The 16,790-nt window shown below is 38.1% G+C and carries 14 protein-coding genes; 6 read left to right on the top strand and 8 right to left on the bottom strand.

What is annotated here, in order from left to right:
• The 3 genes from REG_RS00560 (at position 1) to REG_RS00550 (ending at position 2,853) form a co-directional block, all read left to right on the top strand.
• Positions 1-1,929, top strand: a complete 1,929-nt coding sequence (locus REG_RS00560; RefSeq protein ID WP_260200180.1) for a TcdA/TcdB pore-forming domain-containing protein — start codon at positions 1-3, stop codon at positions 1,927-1,929.
• 215 nt (positions 1,930-2,144) lie between these two features.
• Positions 2,145-2,429 carry a hypothetical protein gene (locus REG_RS00555; protein ID WP_039906846.1) on the top strand — a complete coding sequence of 95 codons (285 nt, stop codon included), beginning with the start codon at positions 2,145-2,147 and terminating at the stop codon, positions 2,427-2,429.
• A 169-nt stretch (positions 2,430-2,598) separates the two neighbouring features.
• A complete protein-coding gene (locus tag REG_RS00550) occupies positions 2,599-2,853 on the top strand; it encodes a hypothetical protein (RefSeq protein WP_039906845.1) in 255 nt (84 codons plus the stop codon).
• A gap of 11 nt (positions 2,854-2,864) precedes the next feature.
• Here REG_RS00550 and REG_RS00545 read toward each other — a convergent pair whose 3' ends face one another.
• Complete coding sequence (locus REG_RS00545; RefSeq protein WP_006704064.1) at positions 2,865-4,106, bottom strand: glycoside hydrolase family 10 protein; 1,242 nt, start codon at positions 4,104-4,106, stop codon at positions 2,865-2,867.
• Positions 4,107-4,266: 160 nt separating this feature from the next.
• The gene (locus tag REG_RS00540) at positions 4,267-4,980 is read right to left on the bottom strand and encodes a TonB family protein (protein ID WP_006704063.1); all 714 of its coding nucleotides are present in this window, start codon (positions 4,978-4,980) and stop codon (positions 4,267-4,269) included.
• Between the two features lie 313 nt (positions 4,981-5,293).
• On the opposite strand from REG_RS00540, the gene cls reads away from it, so the two are divergent.
• Positions 5,294-6,754: a cardiolipin synthase gene (cls, locus tag REG_RS00535; RefSeq protein WP_039906843.1), complete on the top strand. Its 1,461-nt coding sequence runs from the start codon at positions 5,294-5,296 to the stop codon at positions 6,752-6,754.
• 514 nt (positions 6,755-7,268) lie between these two features.
• Entirely contained in the window at positions 7,269-7,700 is a 432-nt protein-coding gene (locus REG_RS00530; protein ID WP_006704061.1) for an H-NS family histone-like protein, read from the top strand.
• Between the two features lie 288 nt (positions 7,701-7,988).
• Here the strand turns inward: REG_RS00530 and REG_RS00525 are convergent, their stop codons facing one another.
• Both REG_RS00525 and rssB read right to left on the bottom strand, forming a co-directional pair.
• Entirely contained in the window at positions 7,989-9,383 is a 1,395-nt protein-coding gene (locus REG_RS00525; protein WP_039906842.1) for a UDP-glucose dehydrogenase family protein, read from the bottom strand.
• Positions 9,384-10,157: 774 nt separating this feature from the next.
• Positions 10,158-11,171, bottom strand: a complete 1,014-nt coding sequence (gene rssB, locus REG_RS00520; RefSeq protein ID WP_006704059.1) for a two-component system response regulator RssB — start codon at positions 11,169-11,171, stop codon at positions 10,158-10,160.
• A 455-nt stretch (positions 11,172-11,626) separates the two neighbouring features.
• Here rssB and REG_RS00515 point away from each other — a divergent pair, with 455 nt between their 5' ends.
• The gene (locus REG_RS00515; RefSeq protein ID WP_141553576.1) at positions 11,627-12,019 is read left to right on the top strand and encodes a YchJ family metal-binding protein; all 393 of its coding nucleotides are present in this window, start codon (positions 11,627-11,629) and stop codon (positions 12,017-12,019) included.
• Positions 12,020-12,144: 125 nt separating this feature from the next.
• Here REG_RS00515 and REG_RS00510 read toward each other — a convergent pair whose 3' ends face one another.
• The 4 genes from REG_RS00510 to rplY form a co-directional block, all read right to left on the bottom strand.
• Complete coding sequence (locus tag REG_RS00510; RefSeq protein WP_006704057.1) at positions 12,145-13,011, bottom strand: LysR family transcriptional regulator; 867 nt, start codon at positions 13,009-13,011, stop codon at positions 12,145-12,147.
• 665 nt (positions 13,012-13,676) lie between these two features.
• Positions 13,677-14,957: a phosphate regulon sensor histidine kinase PhoR gene (phoR, locus tag REG_RS00505; RefSeq protein ID WP_006704056.1), complete on the bottom strand. Its 1,281-nt coding sequence runs from the start codon at positions 14,955-14,957 to the stop codon at positions 13,677-13,679.
• Positions 14,958-15,221: 264 nt separating this feature from the next.
• Complete coding sequence (phoB, locus tag REG_RS00500; RefSeq protein WP_006704055.1) at positions 15,222-15,911, bottom strand: phosphate regulon transcriptional regulator PhoB; 690 nt, start codon at positions 15,909-15,911, stop codon at positions 15,222-15,224.
• Between the two features lie 416 nt (positions 15,912-16,327).
• Positions 16,328-16,627 (bottom strand): 50S ribosomal protein L25, encoded by a 300-nt coding sequence (rplY, locus tag REG_RS00495; protein ID WP_006704054.1) that lies wholly within the window; start codon positions 16,625-16,627, stop codon positions 16,328-16,330.
• Positions 16,628-16,790: the final 163 nt, after the last annotated feature.

Below are 16,790 nucleotides of genomic sequence, written 5' to 3'. Positions count from 1 at the left end.
ATCTTACATCAGCATTACAATGTCGCTAATGGATGTCTTTACCCCTCTCAAGGTTATAGCAATAAATTTTTTGGTTATACCGAAGCGGTAGGCATGGGTGTCAATGCCGTGTTTGCAATTATGGCGATACAAAGTTGGTTGCGAAATGACAGCACAGTGCCAGGCAACACGCAGCTGGCTCAAATATTACAACTTCATACTTATCTGGCGATGACACAGGTAACTTTTAATACTAGTCACGATATGGCCTTACTACAGGCAGCATTAAGAAAAGGCAATATTGGCCTGACACGCTTGTTTCAATTTATAGCAACACCGGTAGGATTAGCATTAACCCTCTCTGATGTCGCTCTCAGCGCTATTGAATTGAGTAAAGCTGAAAACGAAGGGCAACGTATTCTCGCGACCACTCAGCTCAGTTTTTCAGTCATTGGCCTCTCTTTATTTGTCGGTAGTCTGGTTGCCTGTTTGCTCGGCAGCACGCTATTGGTTAGCGGATTATTTATCCTTGGTATCACGCTGGCCGTGACGGGGTACATCATACAAAGCACAGTAGTGGAAAACCTGAATAAACTCGATAAAGCCAAAATTATTGCTAACTATTTCACCAGTATGCTAAAGGGGTGGCGACAGGCGGGTTTTACCCTAAACCAAGGGATATTAGTCCCTTGCCAAGGGGCGGTGATCACACAAGTCGATCTGCAAAATGCAACCTCTCTTGCTGTGGTGTTTGATGCCAAAGGACAACGGATAAAAAGGAGGAGAGCACAAGGGAGATCGCCCAGTGACTATATCAATCTATACCAGCTGCGTCAGATAGTAACCACTCGCCGTACCCTCGCTCTGCCGGTTAATGCAGCAGGAATGAAAACGCTAGTATTACCGACACAACCTCGTGCGCGGATTAATCCTATCATGAATGAAAAATTCAGTTTCTCATTGCAAAATAATAATGGTAGCGAATTTCAAGCAATGCACTTTTTCAGCAGAAAAGATGCGGATTTTCCATTTATGATATATCCCGCCGCGCTTTCTCGGGTACCTTATTTTTCAGTTCCTAGTGAACTTCAATTGCATTATTTTCATACCAAAATCGATATTTTATTAGGTAATCAGCATTATTACTTGATTGCCCCAGGGGTAGATGAAGGATCACCAGAAAACCCGCTAATCAACCCACCGATATACAGTGAACATCTCCATTATCATTTTCATGCTCCGCGACAAAAAGCGGCGTGGGTGGTTTTGGTGTTGAATCGCGCCCAAGCCAACATGACCATCGATTGTGTTAACGATCAAGTCAATTGGCTAATTGATGTTAGCCATATTAATGATATTGAAATGACATCTAGTCACAGTACCGAATTCCCTGCTGGCCATCTATTGAAATTTTTTTGTCGTACACCGACAACGGCAGGCGAATACATGACAGAAGTCATCACCACCATTAGTGTTAAAAATAGTGAAGAAACGAAAATCACACTGAACCTACCGCAGGGAGCCATTGAGTGGAAACCACAGCAAACGCTTTTTTGTCGTATTAATTTTACTGAGTTGAACATCAGCTCAAACCAACAAGAGAGTATTGACGAAGCAAGCGTATTGATAGCAATACAAAACTATTTGCGACAACAGCGCACTCATCACCGTTATGCTATTAACAGGGTTCGCCTCGATAACTATAGGCAACAAGGGGAGCGACATATCGGCAATGCAGCCAATGAACTTGAAAATATTAACGACTATTTTTACCCACTCAGCCAACCTGCATTACTCTATACGGCAAATAATGACCAGACTATTTTCAACGATAGTAGCCAACGCAGTAATGTTGTATTGATTTTCCATAACCAAACTTCTGCTTGGTATCGTGGCGATCTTGCTATTCGACATTTAGTGACCGATACTACCGTGCTACAGGGGATTTAGACGCGATAATGTTAAAATAGGCCTTAAGTTTACTGAGTAAAAAATATATCTGCCCAGAAATCATATCCATCCCACTCAAAAGCAACCAGCATGGCTGGTACCATCCACAAAGCCATCATTTATTTATCCCTCCTTATAATGAAAGCACTGCACAATACCTTGGTTTCAGTGAAAAAGATCAGGTGGCTTACTTTACTACCCATAGGCAGAGTTTTTTGTTAAAAATGTCTTCGTCGAGTGATGATAGCTTTATTGATAATCATAATGCGGTTTATCAACGCCTCGATGAGCTCTTGATTTTAAAATACCATCAGGCTGAAACTGCTGATCAGCAGAATACGGTTGACACTTTTTATCCGCTCAATATTGATGGGATCTCCCGTTTATTAATTATCGGCAGCCGAGAACAAAAAAATCATCAACATTTTACTGTTAATATCGCCGCACTGAATTATGCCGTGCTACAAATTGCTCATCGGGGGACGGGATTTTTACAATAGACCTCTTCGGAAACCTACTGCGTGATACGGATCCTGCGTTGTCCGGTGCGCGCAATCCTCATGTACTTTATGTTAACGAAGGTTGCTGTGCACCGGGCGCCTTGACTCCACATAACGAACTACGGTTTCCAAAGAGGTCTAATGTCATCTGCCTCAGCAACCTGCGGCGATGGGTTATACTATCACCCGCAAGGGGCAGCATCTTTTACTGTTTATCACCCATCAAATGTTGATCATAAATGATGTTTTCGACCCACGAAAAAACACTGCCCACAGTCGACTAAAATTCATTTTTACCCATGGATCTATTACCGCCGCCGAACTGGCGAGTTATTACAATACCTGCAATAACAATATCCACAATAACAATGCTAACGACGAAGGGGCAGTGATTCCTATGCCGAATTTGTTGCCATTAACCTAACGGTATTGTTCTTAGAGCCCGCGCCATCTCTTTTTAATATATTCGGCTACTTTTTGTGTTTCTGGTTCTTGCAAAGAACCCTGCCGAAACAGAATACTGCCTTGTATTTCTGGTATTGATTCATTCAAATCTAATTGCCGTTTTATTTCAGGGACGCCGCCATCTATCGACCAATCAGGCTCTAATGCATCATATTTTCCAACTTTATACAGCGCCATCCCGATATACAAACGTGTTTTGGTGGGTCGAACAACATTTGCCCACCACTTTGCAATAACATCGTAAGATGCCACTTTTCTAGCCAGAGGCCAATAAATTTGTGGCGCGATATAATCAATTAATTCTTCTTGAACCCATCTGCGCGTATCGGCATAGGCCGCATCATAATTCGGGTGACCTACTTGAGTGTCTGATACGCTAAGATCATCTTTTTTATTTCGCCATACGCCAGCAGGACTTATGCCAAACTCGACATGCGGCTTAAGTGCTTTTATTTTTTTTGATAATTGTTTGATTAACAAATAGGTATTGTTTCTGCGCCAATCTGCTTTATTGCTGAAAGCAGTGCCATAGGCCAAATAGGTTTTTTCATCATTTAAGAGCGAATCTGTTGATTCCGCGTAAAAATAATCATCAAAATGAATACAGTCGATATCGTAATTACTCACAAGTTCAGTAACAACCTCTTCAATCCAAAAGCGCACGGCCGGGATCCCTGGATCAAGCACGAAACGATCCCAAGCAATTCCGATCCAGTCTTGGTGACGGCTATAAACACTCTTTGGCGCCTCTGGCGGCGTGTTTTCTAGCATATGGATAGTCTCTTTGCTGGTATCCATAGAAACGCGATAGGGATTAAGCCAAGCATGCAATTTAAGATTGCGTTTGTGGGCTTCTTTGATAATAAAATCTAACGGATCATAACCCGGATCCTTACCTAAGGTTCCGGTTAAATAAGTAGACCAAGGAAGAATATTGGAACGATAAAATGCATCTGCATTAGGTTTGACTTGGAATATTATGGCATTCATACCCATATTGACTGCTTCGTCCAATATCGCAATCAATTCTTTTTTTTGCGTCGCAATGCGATCTGCAGTGAAAATTGGGGTGGATTTAGGCCAATCTAATTGAAGAACCGTAGCAATCCAACTGGCGCGTAAATGGGGTGTATTTTCAGATTTAACCGATTTCGAACATGCCGAAATGAGTAAAGATAACAGTATAACGATTGTAAATTTATAATATTTCATACGGTGATACTTTTTTGACCATTTTTTAGTTTAACTGTGTAGTCATCATCGTGATATCTGTTTGATAGGTCGCGTGACGGAGCCTTTTTTCAGCAAAATCTGCTGAGTAGAGCTAGTGTAGCTCTTTTTCTAAAGAAGATAGTAAAATTCGCGCTCCAAACTACGAAGTAGGTATTTTAAATACAATTTCGGTCACATAATCTTTAACAGCAATGGCTTCATAACGCCACATTTTCACCGCTTTTTTTACTTCACGTTCAAAAATATTGCGTGGAGTAGCCTCCAATATGCGAAGATTAATCACATAACCATTTTTATCGATGTCATATTGAATTCTAACTCTCCCTTCGATGCCTAGTGCTTGCGCACGCGCGGGATAGACGGGCTTAGTTTTAATCAGTGCTCTTGGTTCACTAAGAAGCGAAGGGGTTTTTAATGTTGTTGATGCTGTTGGCAACTGCTCACTTCCAGCTTTGGATATCAGTGAGTTGGGAGCTGGCTCATTCATCGAGGGGTTTGTTTTTATAGTTTCAGATTTTTTGACCTTTGGTTGCGTTAATGTAGGTTTAAGCGCCTGTTGCACCGGTTTAACTAAATGTTGTAGCTTAGAGACATTTTTGGGTGCTGATGATATTGTTTCAGCCTGTTCATGTTGGCTTTTTTCCGCCCCTGTTGTCGTCCCTTGCGGTGCCGTGATAAAAGTAGAATTATTTACCATAGTTATTGCTAATGGTGCACTGTTTGTTGTAGGAAGAACAGGATTATCTCGTGTAAAAAAATAAAGTAACAACCCAATTAGGCTACCATGTAATCCAATGGAAAATATGACTGACCCTATAATGTGATGATGTGAAATCATTTTCTTGCGCTGCATAATAATTTAATACTCTAACTGGTGCTGCTAAGTTTAAATGCAAATAGCAATCATATTCAACAAGCATTATTTTTATATTGGAATTGCACTTATTTTGTTTTTCTTTACTGTGACTATACCCAATGAATTTCGAGTTACGGCAAGGCGGCAATCAATCAAATCCCAGAAGTGTATACCCTTCGCCTTTGAAGCCGCAGCCAACAACGCGGAGGTAGTACATGGCTGGAATGAGTGAAAGCAACCAACACCTCGGTAACTTCAAAAGCGAAGGGTATACACAGCAATGCCGGCTTTCAACAGGAATACTCCTCTTATGATCACATTTTATACGGTAATCAATTGGCTCTCTCTTTTTAGCTATTGGCTGCTTATCGCCGGAGTAACGCTACGTATACTAATGAAACGTCGCACTGCTCCTTCGGCTATGGCGTGGCTGCTAGTCATTTACATTTTACCCTTGGTTGGCATTATGACTTATCTTTTATTCGGTGAATTGCATCTTGGCAAACGTCGTGCTAAACGTGCGAAATCAATGTGGCCCTCCACGTCCAATTGGTTAAAAGCATTGAAAGATTACCAACATATTTTCACAAACCAAAATAGTGAAGTGGCGCTTCCATTATTTAAACTGTGTGAAAGGCGTCAAGGAATAAGCGGTGTTAAAGGCAATCAGCTAAAGCTACTGACCACGACAGCCGATACGCTAAAAACATTAATTCGTGACATAAAATCAGCGCGTTGCAATATAGAAATGGTGTTTTATATTTGGCAATCTGGAGGTTTGGTTGATCAGGTTGCTGAAGCATTAATGGCTGCGGCTCGTCGAGGGGTCAGTTGTCGTTTAATGTTAGATTCTGCAGGTAGCCGCCATTTTTTTCGGGGTCCTTATCCTAAAATGATGCGTGATGCCGGTGTTGAGGTTATCGAAGCACTAAAAGTTAATCTATTCCGAGTTTTTTTTCGTAGAATGGACTTGCGTCAGCATCGAAAAATGGTGCTGATTGATAATGCTATTGCTTATACCGGCAGCATGAACATGGTTGAACCTCGTTTTTTTAAACAAAATGCCGGTGTCGGGCATTGGATTGACTTGATGGCACGGACGGAAGGACCGATCGCCACGACTATGGGAATAGTCTATGCTTGTGATTGGGAAATTGAAACCGGTCAACGCATGTTGCCCCCTCCCCCCAATATTAATCTTATGACATCAGAACAAAAAACAGATCGTATCATTCAAGTCATTGCTTCTGGGCCTGGATTTCCTGAAGAATTAATTCATCAAGCATTACTGACAGCCGTCTATGCTGCTCGCCAGCAGTTAGTTATGACTACCCCTTATTTTGTACCCAGTGATGACTTATTGCATGCTATTTGTACCGCTGCCCATCGAGGTGTCGATGTTAGTATTATTGTACCGCACAAAAATGATTCTATGATGGTGCGTTGGGCTAGCCGCTCATTCTTTGCCGAGTTGTTAGAAGCAGGAGTAAAAATATATCAATTCGAAGGAGGTTTGCTACATAGCAAAAGTGTATTAGTTGATAAGCAGCTTAGTTTGCTTGGTACTGCTAATTTAGACATGCGCAGCCTATGGTTAAATTCTGAAATTACCTTACTCATTGATGATGATGTTTTTGGGCGTGACTTGGCAAGAGTACAAGAAGATTACATTGCACGCTCTGTACCCATAGATGCAGCTAAATGGACCAAGCGTTCAGTTAGGCAGCGCGTGACTGAGCGACTCTTTTATTTTTTTAGTCCACTGTTATAATCAAGTGATATCATTAATAAAAATTATTAATTAATATAATGGATTTATTTTTCTTCTGTACCTATTTATTGTTAAATGTTTTTTTATCAATATAAGTAATTTGCACTCTAATTGATACCCTGTCTTTGAAACGATAATGGCTTACAATAAGGTTTTTCTAAAAAAGATAGAGTGAGGAATGACTATGCCAAGTGAGATTGATTCAATTTTTTATCTTTTATAAATTTACATGATATACGGCGTAGAAATATTTATAACAAATAGATTACTTAATGAAAAATTATTGTTTTCATATAGCATCAATTTGTAACAGCTTTAAAAATTTAGGCATAATTTTTTTGGTAATAAAAAATTATGGTAAATATCTAGAGATTTTTAGTAATTAGATAAAAATATTTGGCTTTAAAATAATTATTTTTATCAGGCTTATCCAATTAGCTATTGCAGAAAATAAAATAGCATTCTATTATTTATCCACACACCTACCCACTATTATTAATTTGAGACCAGGACAATGAATGAATCATTAAAAATTCTTAATAACATACGTACGCTACGTGCTCAAGGGCGCGAATGTACTCTTGAAACATTGCAAGAAATGTTAGAAAAATTAGAGACCGTCGTTAAGGAGCGTCGTGAAGAAGAAGATAAAGCAAAGGTAGTACAGGAAGAGCGGGCGCGGAAACTCTCTCAATATCGAGAAATGTTAATTTCTGATGGAATTGATCCCAACGAATTATTGGCAAGTCCTACTCCACGTCCTAGCAAGGTGAAAGCGAAAGAGGCTATTAGCAAAATACAGAAGAAACGTGCTCCCCGTCCCGCTAAATATAAATACATAGAAAACGGCGAAGAGAAGACATGGACCGGTCAAGGCCGTACTCCTGCCGCTATTAAAAGAGCAATAGAGAAGGAAGGTGAATCGCTGGACTCTTTTTTAATTTAAAATAATATTGTTTTGTCAATTCTGCCTTGAAGAACCCCTCTTTATTGTAAAGAAAGAGGGATTATCTTCCTTTCTGTCTCGCGACTAAAACTTTATTGATTGGTCGATTTTTCCAAAATTTTATTCACAACTGTCACTTATCAATTTTTTATATGGTTAACGAAATCATCATCTTGTAATAATGTTTCACTCGCGTATAAAAACAGTGTTTTGGATACTTCGGTTAAAAATTATTTTGCTGTCTTAGAATAAATAAGGCAATCTGATACGACTATTTCAATGTGGAATTTACTCAAGCGTTTGCTTAATAGAAGCGCCCCTACCAATTGCGTAATACGTTATCCCGTGCCGATTTACCTGTTCCGGATTGTATAAGTTACGCCCATCAAAAATAATGGGCTGTCCTAGCTTCCCCTTAATTTCATCAAAATCAGGCGCGCGAAAATCTTGCCATTCGGTACAAATAATCAAAGCATCAGCATTTTCCAACGCCGCTTCTTTAGTTTTTGCAAGTGTAAGATCCTTACAATGCTCATGGTACTTATAAATACGTAAGGCTTCATTCATTGCCTTAGGATCATAAGCCCGGATAGCCGCGCCTGCTTCCCATAATGTTTCGATAACAGTACGGCTTGGTGCTTCGCGCATATCATCAGTGTTTGCCTTGAATGCTAGCCCCCAAACTGCAAAGATTTTTCCTTTCAACGGTTTTTCTTCTTGCTGACCACCGAAGTGTTTGAATATTAATTCTGTTAATTTATATTTCTGTTGATTATTAATTTGCTCTACAGACTGTAACAATTGGGCTGGATAATCGACGTTGCTAGCCGTGCGGATTAATGCTCGAATATCTTTTGGAAAACAAGAACCACCATAACCACAGCCTGCATAGATAAAATGATGGCCAATACGGGAATCAGAACCAATCCCTTGGCGTACATTTTCAATATCAGCGCCCAATGATTCTGCCAAACTAGCCATTTCATTCATAAAACTAATTTTGGTTGCAAGCATACAGTTAGCAGCATATTTAGTCAGTTCTGCACTGCGTATATCCATCTCTATTATACGATTACGATTACGATTAAAGGGAGCGTATAACTCACGAAGCAGTTTAAATGCATTTTGATTATCAGCGCCAATAACAATGCGTTCTGGACGCCGGCAATCGGCAACAGCTGCCCCTTCTTTTAAGAATTCTGGATTTGAAACCACATCAAAAGAAATTTTTTCCCGCTTTTCCCATTTTTCCTGTTCTTCCCGCTGTTGCAAAATCGCCTGCATTGCGTCATGCACTTTATCTGCAGTGCCAACCGGAACCGTTGATTTGTTGATCACCGTTTTGGGCGTTTTCATGTGATGGGCAATAGTTTCAGCAACTTCGATAACATATTTTAGATCGGCGGCACCATCTTCATCAGGAGGAGTACCAACAGCGATAAATAATAGGCAGCCATGTGCAACACCCGCTGCTGCATCGGTAGAAAAATGCAACTTGCCCTTCTTAAGCCTGTCGTCGACCAAAACAGCAAGTCCAGGTTCATAAATAGGAATTTCCCCTTTTTTTAAATTTTCGATTTTTTCTTTATCAATGTCGATACAATACACATCGTGGCCAACTTCTGCCATCACTGCCGCCAGGACTAGACCGACATACCCGATGCCAAAAACGGTGACATTCATTATTTTCATCCTAATAACTGTTAAAAAACAATAATTATTCTATCTTGATATTGATTAAGAGCCTATTCTAAATCTCTTGTGCTCGCTGATATACCCTTCGCCTTTTAAGTTAAGGCGCGGCGTTGGCAATGATCACTCGCCCTCTGTCATGTACTACCTGTACACTCCTGGGATTCGATTGATTGCCATCTTGCCGTAACTCGAAATTCATTGGGTATACGCTCATCGGTCGCCCGCCCTGGCAGCCGAAGGCAACTTTAAAGACGAAGGGTATAACTTTAGACTGCTTGCAAAATCTACTGTGTGGTATAAATTTCCGCGTTGCGCAGTGCTAGCAATCCTCATGTACTCGCATGGTATAAATTTGATTCTGTGTTGTCGTCGCTTGCCGTACTATTTGTACTATCTTGCTCCTCCGTCTTGAATCAAATTAAAATGATTCGGCTATAACGAAAGGTTGCTGTGCGCCTTGTGCTGTGATCCTCCCCCTCGCTACGGTTTTGCAAACCGTCTTTTGTCAAAAAAAGACTCAAAATGCTCATTTACGTCCTTGTCCTTGTAAAAAAACAACGGCTGCTTTTGCCCGTTTTTTCCTCATCTGAGCGGTCGCTTAAGAAAACTTAGAATAGACTCTTAGAGGTCGTTAGGAATATTCAAATAAGAATCAAAGTTAGAATGAGATAAAATTTCAATCTAGTACCTAATATTAATTATCAAGAGATGGAAAGTAACAAATAGAAGTATAAATAATACAAAATATGAAAAATAAAACCATTATTCCGTGGAAAGCATTAGCCGTAAACGACTTCCTCCCCCAGAGATTTTGCACTCCCAAGCGCAACAATGTTGACTAATTTGATTCAAATAAGCGGCATTTAAAGTACCTAATGGCATACCATTACTAAGCTGAATTTTATTTTTATCTACCGTAATATTAGCGCGTAAACCAGCTGAAATCAGACTAAGATTTTTATGCTTGGAGTGATAGTATCCAAGTAATAAAGGAAACTGGCCATCAAGATGCGTGCAACGTAATAGTTGATTTAATTGTTGTAGCAATGCTGTCATTTGTGGCAGTCTTTGTTTTTTTTGTACCAAATGCTCTTGTAAAATACCATTAAATAATACACGTAACAGTAATGCTGCCAATACACCATTTTCCTTGGCTTTAGTAATATCTAGGCAATAGAATGCTAATTCGTCAGTAGATAGGGTGGCAATATCAAGCACCAGACCTGGCTGTTCTACCATGGTTAGTTGCTGATAATTTATGTTGCATTGTGCTATTTTTTGTTGCACAGGCGGTTGCAATTGGAGTAATAATTGCGCTGCTTTTTGCGGATTTTTTCTTAATTCATCCCAATCTTGATTAAATTCTCTTCTCTCAAGCGCCGGAGAAGTAAACAAGTCGGCATAAAGACACTCTAATACGGCTTCCCGCAAACGGGCAAGATCAACTATAGGTTTGAGTAACACATCTTTTGCGCCCATACGCAATACCTGAGCTATATCCGTCATTTTATTCGTTGCAGAAATAATTAATACCGGAATTTTTATGCTTTGTATCGACAAACATTCAACAAATTCAATCCCCCCCATTTCTGGCATGCTGATATCACAAAGAATCAGATCCAAGGAATGCAGATCAAGAAGGCCAAGCGCTTCCCGTCCATTTACAGCCTGATATATAGAAGCTCCAAGCGAGCTTAAATAACCGGTTAATACCGAGCGAAATACTATTTCATCTTCTACAATCAAAATTTTTTTACTTGCTAATGGCTTTTCCATGAATAGCCTCTCTTACCTAGTATCACTTCTAATAGTGGCTCAAAATGAGCACTTATGCTTGTCATAATTTGGTATGCCCCCCCTTTTTTTTCTGAATTGCGAACATCTTTGCATTTTTTTGTAACAAGTAATATTTACTCTGTTTTTGTTTTATTTTTTGTTTACCAAGGTTGATGATTGCTTGATATTTTATATGCTAATCCAGCTAAATATTTATTAGTAGATAAATATATTAGAATAGGTTCAATCAACAATTGTGCTCAATAACTGATAATTTTAACAAGATTAATTTTTGCTAACCTAAAAAATGCTAATTTATTACTAGATAATTTATTGAACTAAATATTAACTATTCCAGTAACATTTTTCTCTTGAATATAAAAATGATGTCGAATTTCAAGTAAAAATTAGGTAGTATAATTAATGCTTATTTTTTCATCTTATTGGAGAATGTTTTGTCTATATGTTGCCCATGCGGTAGTACGTTGGAATATAATATTTGCTGTGAGCCTTATATTACGGGGAAAAAAATTGCCAGCGAACCCGGAATTTTGATGCGTTCACGCTATAGTGCTTATGTAAAATGCAACGTCGATTATCTTATCATTAGCTGGCATTCAGATTGTCATCCAGAAAATTTTCGAAACACTTTAATACAAAAAGAACGTAAATGGCATGGATTAACTGTAATAGAAGAAAGTGTTGGTTCTCATATCGACGAAGGTTTTGTTGAATTTTCTGCATGTTTTACTGACAAAAATACCGCTAAAAAAATTACAATACACGAACGTTCACGTTTTCTTCGTGTAAATAAATGCTGGTATTATATAGATGGTATATTCAAATAGCCTATCTCGTCAAATAACGATGTATGATATTTATTATTTTATAAAAAATAATAAAATCCGATTTGACTGTAAAATAACGTCCCTGGTATGTAGAAATGATACAGTTACATATGTTTATTTCAAAATTATTGATTTAAATTTTCAATGTAATTAATAATTTTATTGAGTACACTTGAATGAGATTTTGATTTATAAAAATAAAGATTATTTTTACCAAATATTTCCTTTGTAAAATGTAAAAAAGCAATTTTTGAATCACCATCAAAATCGTCCATCATAGAATTAGTAATACATATATAGCGTCCGGTGTGTATAGATTTCAAACAACATGTTGTATTGTCTATTTGTCTTATATTCACTTTAGATACATTATTGGTTACTCTTTCTTCCAGTGATCTTATAAATTGACTTTTAAACAGTGCTGGATTGCATAACCATATATTTTCATGTAGCAAACTCATAACATCCTCACTTTTATTGATAATATCTTTCCTAGCATATATGCCAAAATCAAAATCTTGCACTTCTTTAAGTAAAGAAAATCTTTCGCATATTATTTTTTCTGATGTTAAGATAAGGATATTACCATAATAATCAGGAATATCATTTATACTCTCTGAATTTAATCTAAAAATGTTAGTGTGTATATTGTTTGTTTCTGCTACTTTGAATATTTCACTTAAAATTTTTTCTTTTCCCCAATCATAATATATATTAATTGTATTAGTGATATGGCTGGTTAAATATTTTTTTGTTATTTCTTTTTCCTGTTGGTATAAATTTTTTAAATCATGATATAGCGCTGTACCTTCATTAGTTAGCCGCATACCAAATTTTTCCCGTTTAAATAATTTTTTTCCAATGGTGCATTCAAAATCTTTAATCGATTTTGCTATAGGTGGTGTAGTTCGGTTCATCACTTTAGCTGCCTTACTTAGTGATCCATTTTCAACAACGGTCATAAATGCTTCAAATTTTCTAGATAAAAACATAATTACTAATCCTATTCTTGTTATGAAAAATATTTCTGACCTATAGCTATTAATAAAATAGATAAGCTACTTAGATTTGATATTGTAAGATATAATTATGAGGTAAAATTATTATCTTTTACCTTAAAGAATAACTTTTCAAGTTATATATTTTTTCATTGAAATACGTTCCATTGCTGTAAGAGAAAGCAATATAGTCAACATAATAAAAAATGAAGCTATATTATTTAACAAATCTTGCTTAAACATTTTTAAACAAGCAGTAATGAAACTCATTTCTAACAAATTTATTAATATAATACTATGATTTTTAATAATTATTTTTTAATATAGCTGTAACAGCAATCGTTAATTAACATAAAAAGAACATATTAATTCATCGCTACATGAAATATTCTTCCAATTATAAAAGTAAGCAAATATATTAATATTTGTGGTTGATATTTTTTATTGATATGAATAAATAAAGATAAAAATTATCACTCATATTAAAAAATTAAAATAATACTCATCGAACGAAGGTTTGTTCATGTCTAGAAGGGATAATATTAGTTATATCATCTACTATTTTTATTAGCTGAAGGGAGAAAAATAGTAGACATTAAATTAAGGTGAGATACCCTCAATAAATTTTTTTCCGATGTCATCGGTGTTAGAGGTTAATATTAACCGTTGGGGCAAAATAAAGGAGAAATTCGTGCCAATGCCAAGATATCCAGGTAGCTATCGTGATGGTTCAACGTATGTTTTACAATAGCTAACCCTAAACCGTTTCCACCAGTCTCTCGCGAGCGGGCGTCATCTACCCGATAGAAACGCTCAGTCAGCCTAGGAAGATGCTCTGCCGCGATCCCTCTTCCATTATCATTTATTTGAAATTGCGCCCCTTGAGATGTAAGTTGCCAATGAATTTCAATTTTAGTTCCGGCGGGCGTATGGTTAATCGCATTATACACTAGATTTGAAATAGCACTGGATAGCTGATCTTTATTACCCAAAATTTTTAACTGTGGGTCAACATGAAAGGTGATTTGATGATGTCTATTATTAGTTGCTGTCTTTATTGCTGCAATCTCATGTTGTAATTCCTGTAATATTATTGGAATATCAACCACTTCATTCATATTGATCGTCGTGGGTGCTGCCTCGATCCGCGATAGCATTAATAATTGTTTGACCAAGACATCCATTCGCTTAGTCTGCTCCTGCATAGTGACAAGGATTTTATTTTGGATAGCTCTTTCCAACGGTTGATCATGCATCATTTCTAAGTAACCTTGCAAAACCGTTAACGGTGTGCGTAGCTCATGATTTACGTTAGCAAAAAATATACGACGGGTGCTTTCTAACTGTATCATCTGGGTAACATCGCGCGCGACTAGTAGCCATTGTCCCGCAGAATATGGCATAACACGAAACTCTACATGATGGCTATTATTTAATTGCAAAGTTAAGGGCCAGAGAAATTCTTGTTGGCTTATGTAATCATTAAATTCAGGATAACGTAATAAATTAAGAATATGCTGGCCATTATCTTCTGGCCAACGAAATTCCAATAATTGCTGAGCTAGCTGGTTACACCAGAGAATGTGGCCATCAACAGTGATTATCACCACCGCATCAGGTAAGGATCCTGCACCACTACGAAAGCGTTTAATCAATAGCGCTAATTCACGTCGGCGTTTACGATTGCGCAATTGCATCTGATGCAGTCCGTAGAATAATGACTCCCAGTTTCCATATCCCCTGGGCGGGGTCATACTTCGCTCTAACCACAACCAGTCAGACAGTCTAAGTTGGTTATAAAAATTCCAAGTTAAAGCAGTTAACACTGAAATCAGTAAGCACCAAGGAAGGTAACCAACAAAAATCCCTATTAATAACGCGGGTAGACAAAAGAAAATCAACTCCAATGCCAGTCTTTTCCATGATAAACGTTTTAACACAACGAAGTCTCCGACATGACATCTTTTTCACATCCTTCCTACACCATAAATGACAAGGTGCACATGATTAATCTCAGTGAATCCTGTTTCAAAGAACGGTACCTGACTGCACCGTTCTTCCTCCGCAACATAGCATGCTCTGTCGCTAAAATGTTAAAAATGCCAACAGCACTCAGTATTATCAGAGTTTCTACACTTATGGCGAGTATAGGCTATGTGTCAGGCTTATTTGTATTTAAGCTTACAGCACATCAGATAAAAAATTTAGTAGCATGTCGAGAACCGATATCCAGCTCCTCGTACAGTTTGAATCATTTTATCGTGACCATTTTTTTCGAGCACTTTACGTAGTCGCCGAATATGTACATCAACAGTGCGATCTTCGACGTAAACATTGGTGCCCCAAACATAGTTTAGCAATTGTTCACGATTATAAACTCGCTCTGGACGTGCCATAAAAAAATGTAGCAATTTGAATTCCGTCGGCCCCATTGCTAATACTTGTTCATTGGCTATGACACGATGTGACGATGGATCTAAAATCAAACCTTGTATTTCAATTATTTCTTTAGTTGTCGTGGGAACAATGCGCCTTATCATGGCGCGAACACGTGCCACTACTTCTTTCGGTGAAAAAGGTTTAGTAATATAATCGTCGGCACCGAGTTCTAATCCACAAACACGATCCTCTTCTTCCCCGCGCGCCGTCAACATAATTACAGGAATACTACGGGTTAACATCTCACGTCTTATATGTTGAATAAACTGGATACCGGAACCTCCCGGTAACATCCAGTCAAGTAGTACTAGATCGGGTAAGAGGCCAGTAAGAGATGCCACTGCATTACCATAATTTTCTGCTGCTAACGGTTGGTAACCATTTTGCTGCAGTAAAAGGCAGAGCATTTCTCGAATTGCTACCTCATCTTCCACCACCAAGATGCGTTTTGTCATTATTCAATTCTGTCAATTCGCCGTATTTCACGTTATCTAGTTATTCACTACAGAAACCCTAACAGCCTATGCGAAATTTTCTTTAGTGAATTTCAGACGAGGAAAATTTCGCATAGGCGCTAAGACGAAGAAGGTTACTATCGAAGATAGATTAATAATCTTAGATAGTTAGTTAATATGTCTACCACTTTCCATGTATTTTTAGGCTGTGTTCGCTTGGTATAAATATTTCTACACTAACAATGGGAAGAGGAAATGAAGCAGATATTGAGATCTGCTTCTATCTTACATGACTAGAAAGGAATCAGTTGATAATTATATTCTTCGCCTTTCAAGCTACGGCGGCGTTGACAGCGATCACTCATCCTCTGTCATGTACCGATTCGATTGATTGCCGCCTTGCCATAACTCGAAATTCATTGGGTATATACGCGCATGAAGTCGATATGAGTGAATTTAGGCTTAAATGGATGGCGTTGCACTGCCTGTACTTTCACATTATTTGCTTTATCATCGATCATTAAAGTTAGGGGTTCTCCATAAAAACCCGGTTTTGATTCAAGATTTGTTATAACATCCTGTTCAAGAACAATGGAAATAGCTTGTTCTGTGCCGCCATAGACGACCGCGGGAAATTTATTTTTAGCACGCAGGCGGCGGCTCGCACCCTTCACCTGATCTTTAACATCACGTACAGTTGCATTGATAGTGATCATTTTATTTTCTCTTAAGAATAATTATCCTGCTACAGGCGACCCAGCAGCAGCTTTGAAATAGCCTTTACCCTGGAATAATCTAAAGCAAAGCAGGCGGGATTTTAGCGAAATATCAATCAGACAGCAAATAAAACCGTAGGGTGTCAATAGTGGTTTAAAATCA

The sequence above is a fragment of the Candidatus Regiella insecticola LSR1 genome, from assembly GCF_000143625.1.
Taxonomy (GTDB): domain Bacteria; phylum Pseudomonadota; class Gammaproteobacteria; order Enterobacterales; family Enterobacteriaceae; genus Regiella; species Regiella insecticola.
This window is presented reverse-complemented; position numbering and strand designations above follow the sequence as displayed.

Coding starts and splice junctions, on each gene's coding strand:
- REG_RS00525 (WP_039906842.1), bottom strand. CDS start 9,383: ATGAATGTCACCGTTTTTGGCATCGGGTATGTCGGTCTAGTCCTGGCG.
- rssB (WP_006704059.1), bottom strand. CDS start 11,171: ATGGAAAAGCCATTAGCAAGTAAAAAAATTTTGATTGTAGAAGATGAA.
- REG_RS00540 (WP_006704063.1), bottom strand. CDS start 4,980: ATGCAGCGCAAGAAAATGATTTCACATCATCACATTATAGGGTCAGTC.
- REG_RS00510 (WP_006704057.1), bottom strand. CDS start 13,011: ATGTTTTTATCTAGAAAATTTGAAGCATTTATGACCGTTGTTGAAAAT.
- phoB (WP_006704055.1), bottom strand. CDS start 15,911: ATGACAAAACGCATCTTGGTGGTGGAAGATGAGGTAGCAATTCGAGAA.
- cls (WP_039906843.1), top strand. CDS start 5,294: ATGATCACATTTTATACGGTAATCAATTGGCTCTCTCTTTTTAGCTAT.
- REG_RS00550 (WP_039906845.1), top strand. CDS start 2,599: ATGGGTTATACTATCACCCGCAAGGGGCAGCATCTTTTACTGTTTATC.
- REG_RS00530 (WP_006704061.1), top strand. CDS start 7,269: ATGAATGAATCATTAAAAATTCTTAATAACATACGTACGCTACGTGCT.
- REG_RS00545 (WP_006704064.1), bottom strand. CDS start 4,106: ATGAAATATTATAAATTTACAATCGTTATACTGTTATCTTTACTCATT.
- rplY (WP_006704054.1), bottom strand. CDS start 16,627: ATGATCACTATCAATGCAACTGTACGTGATGTTAAAGATCAGGTGAAG.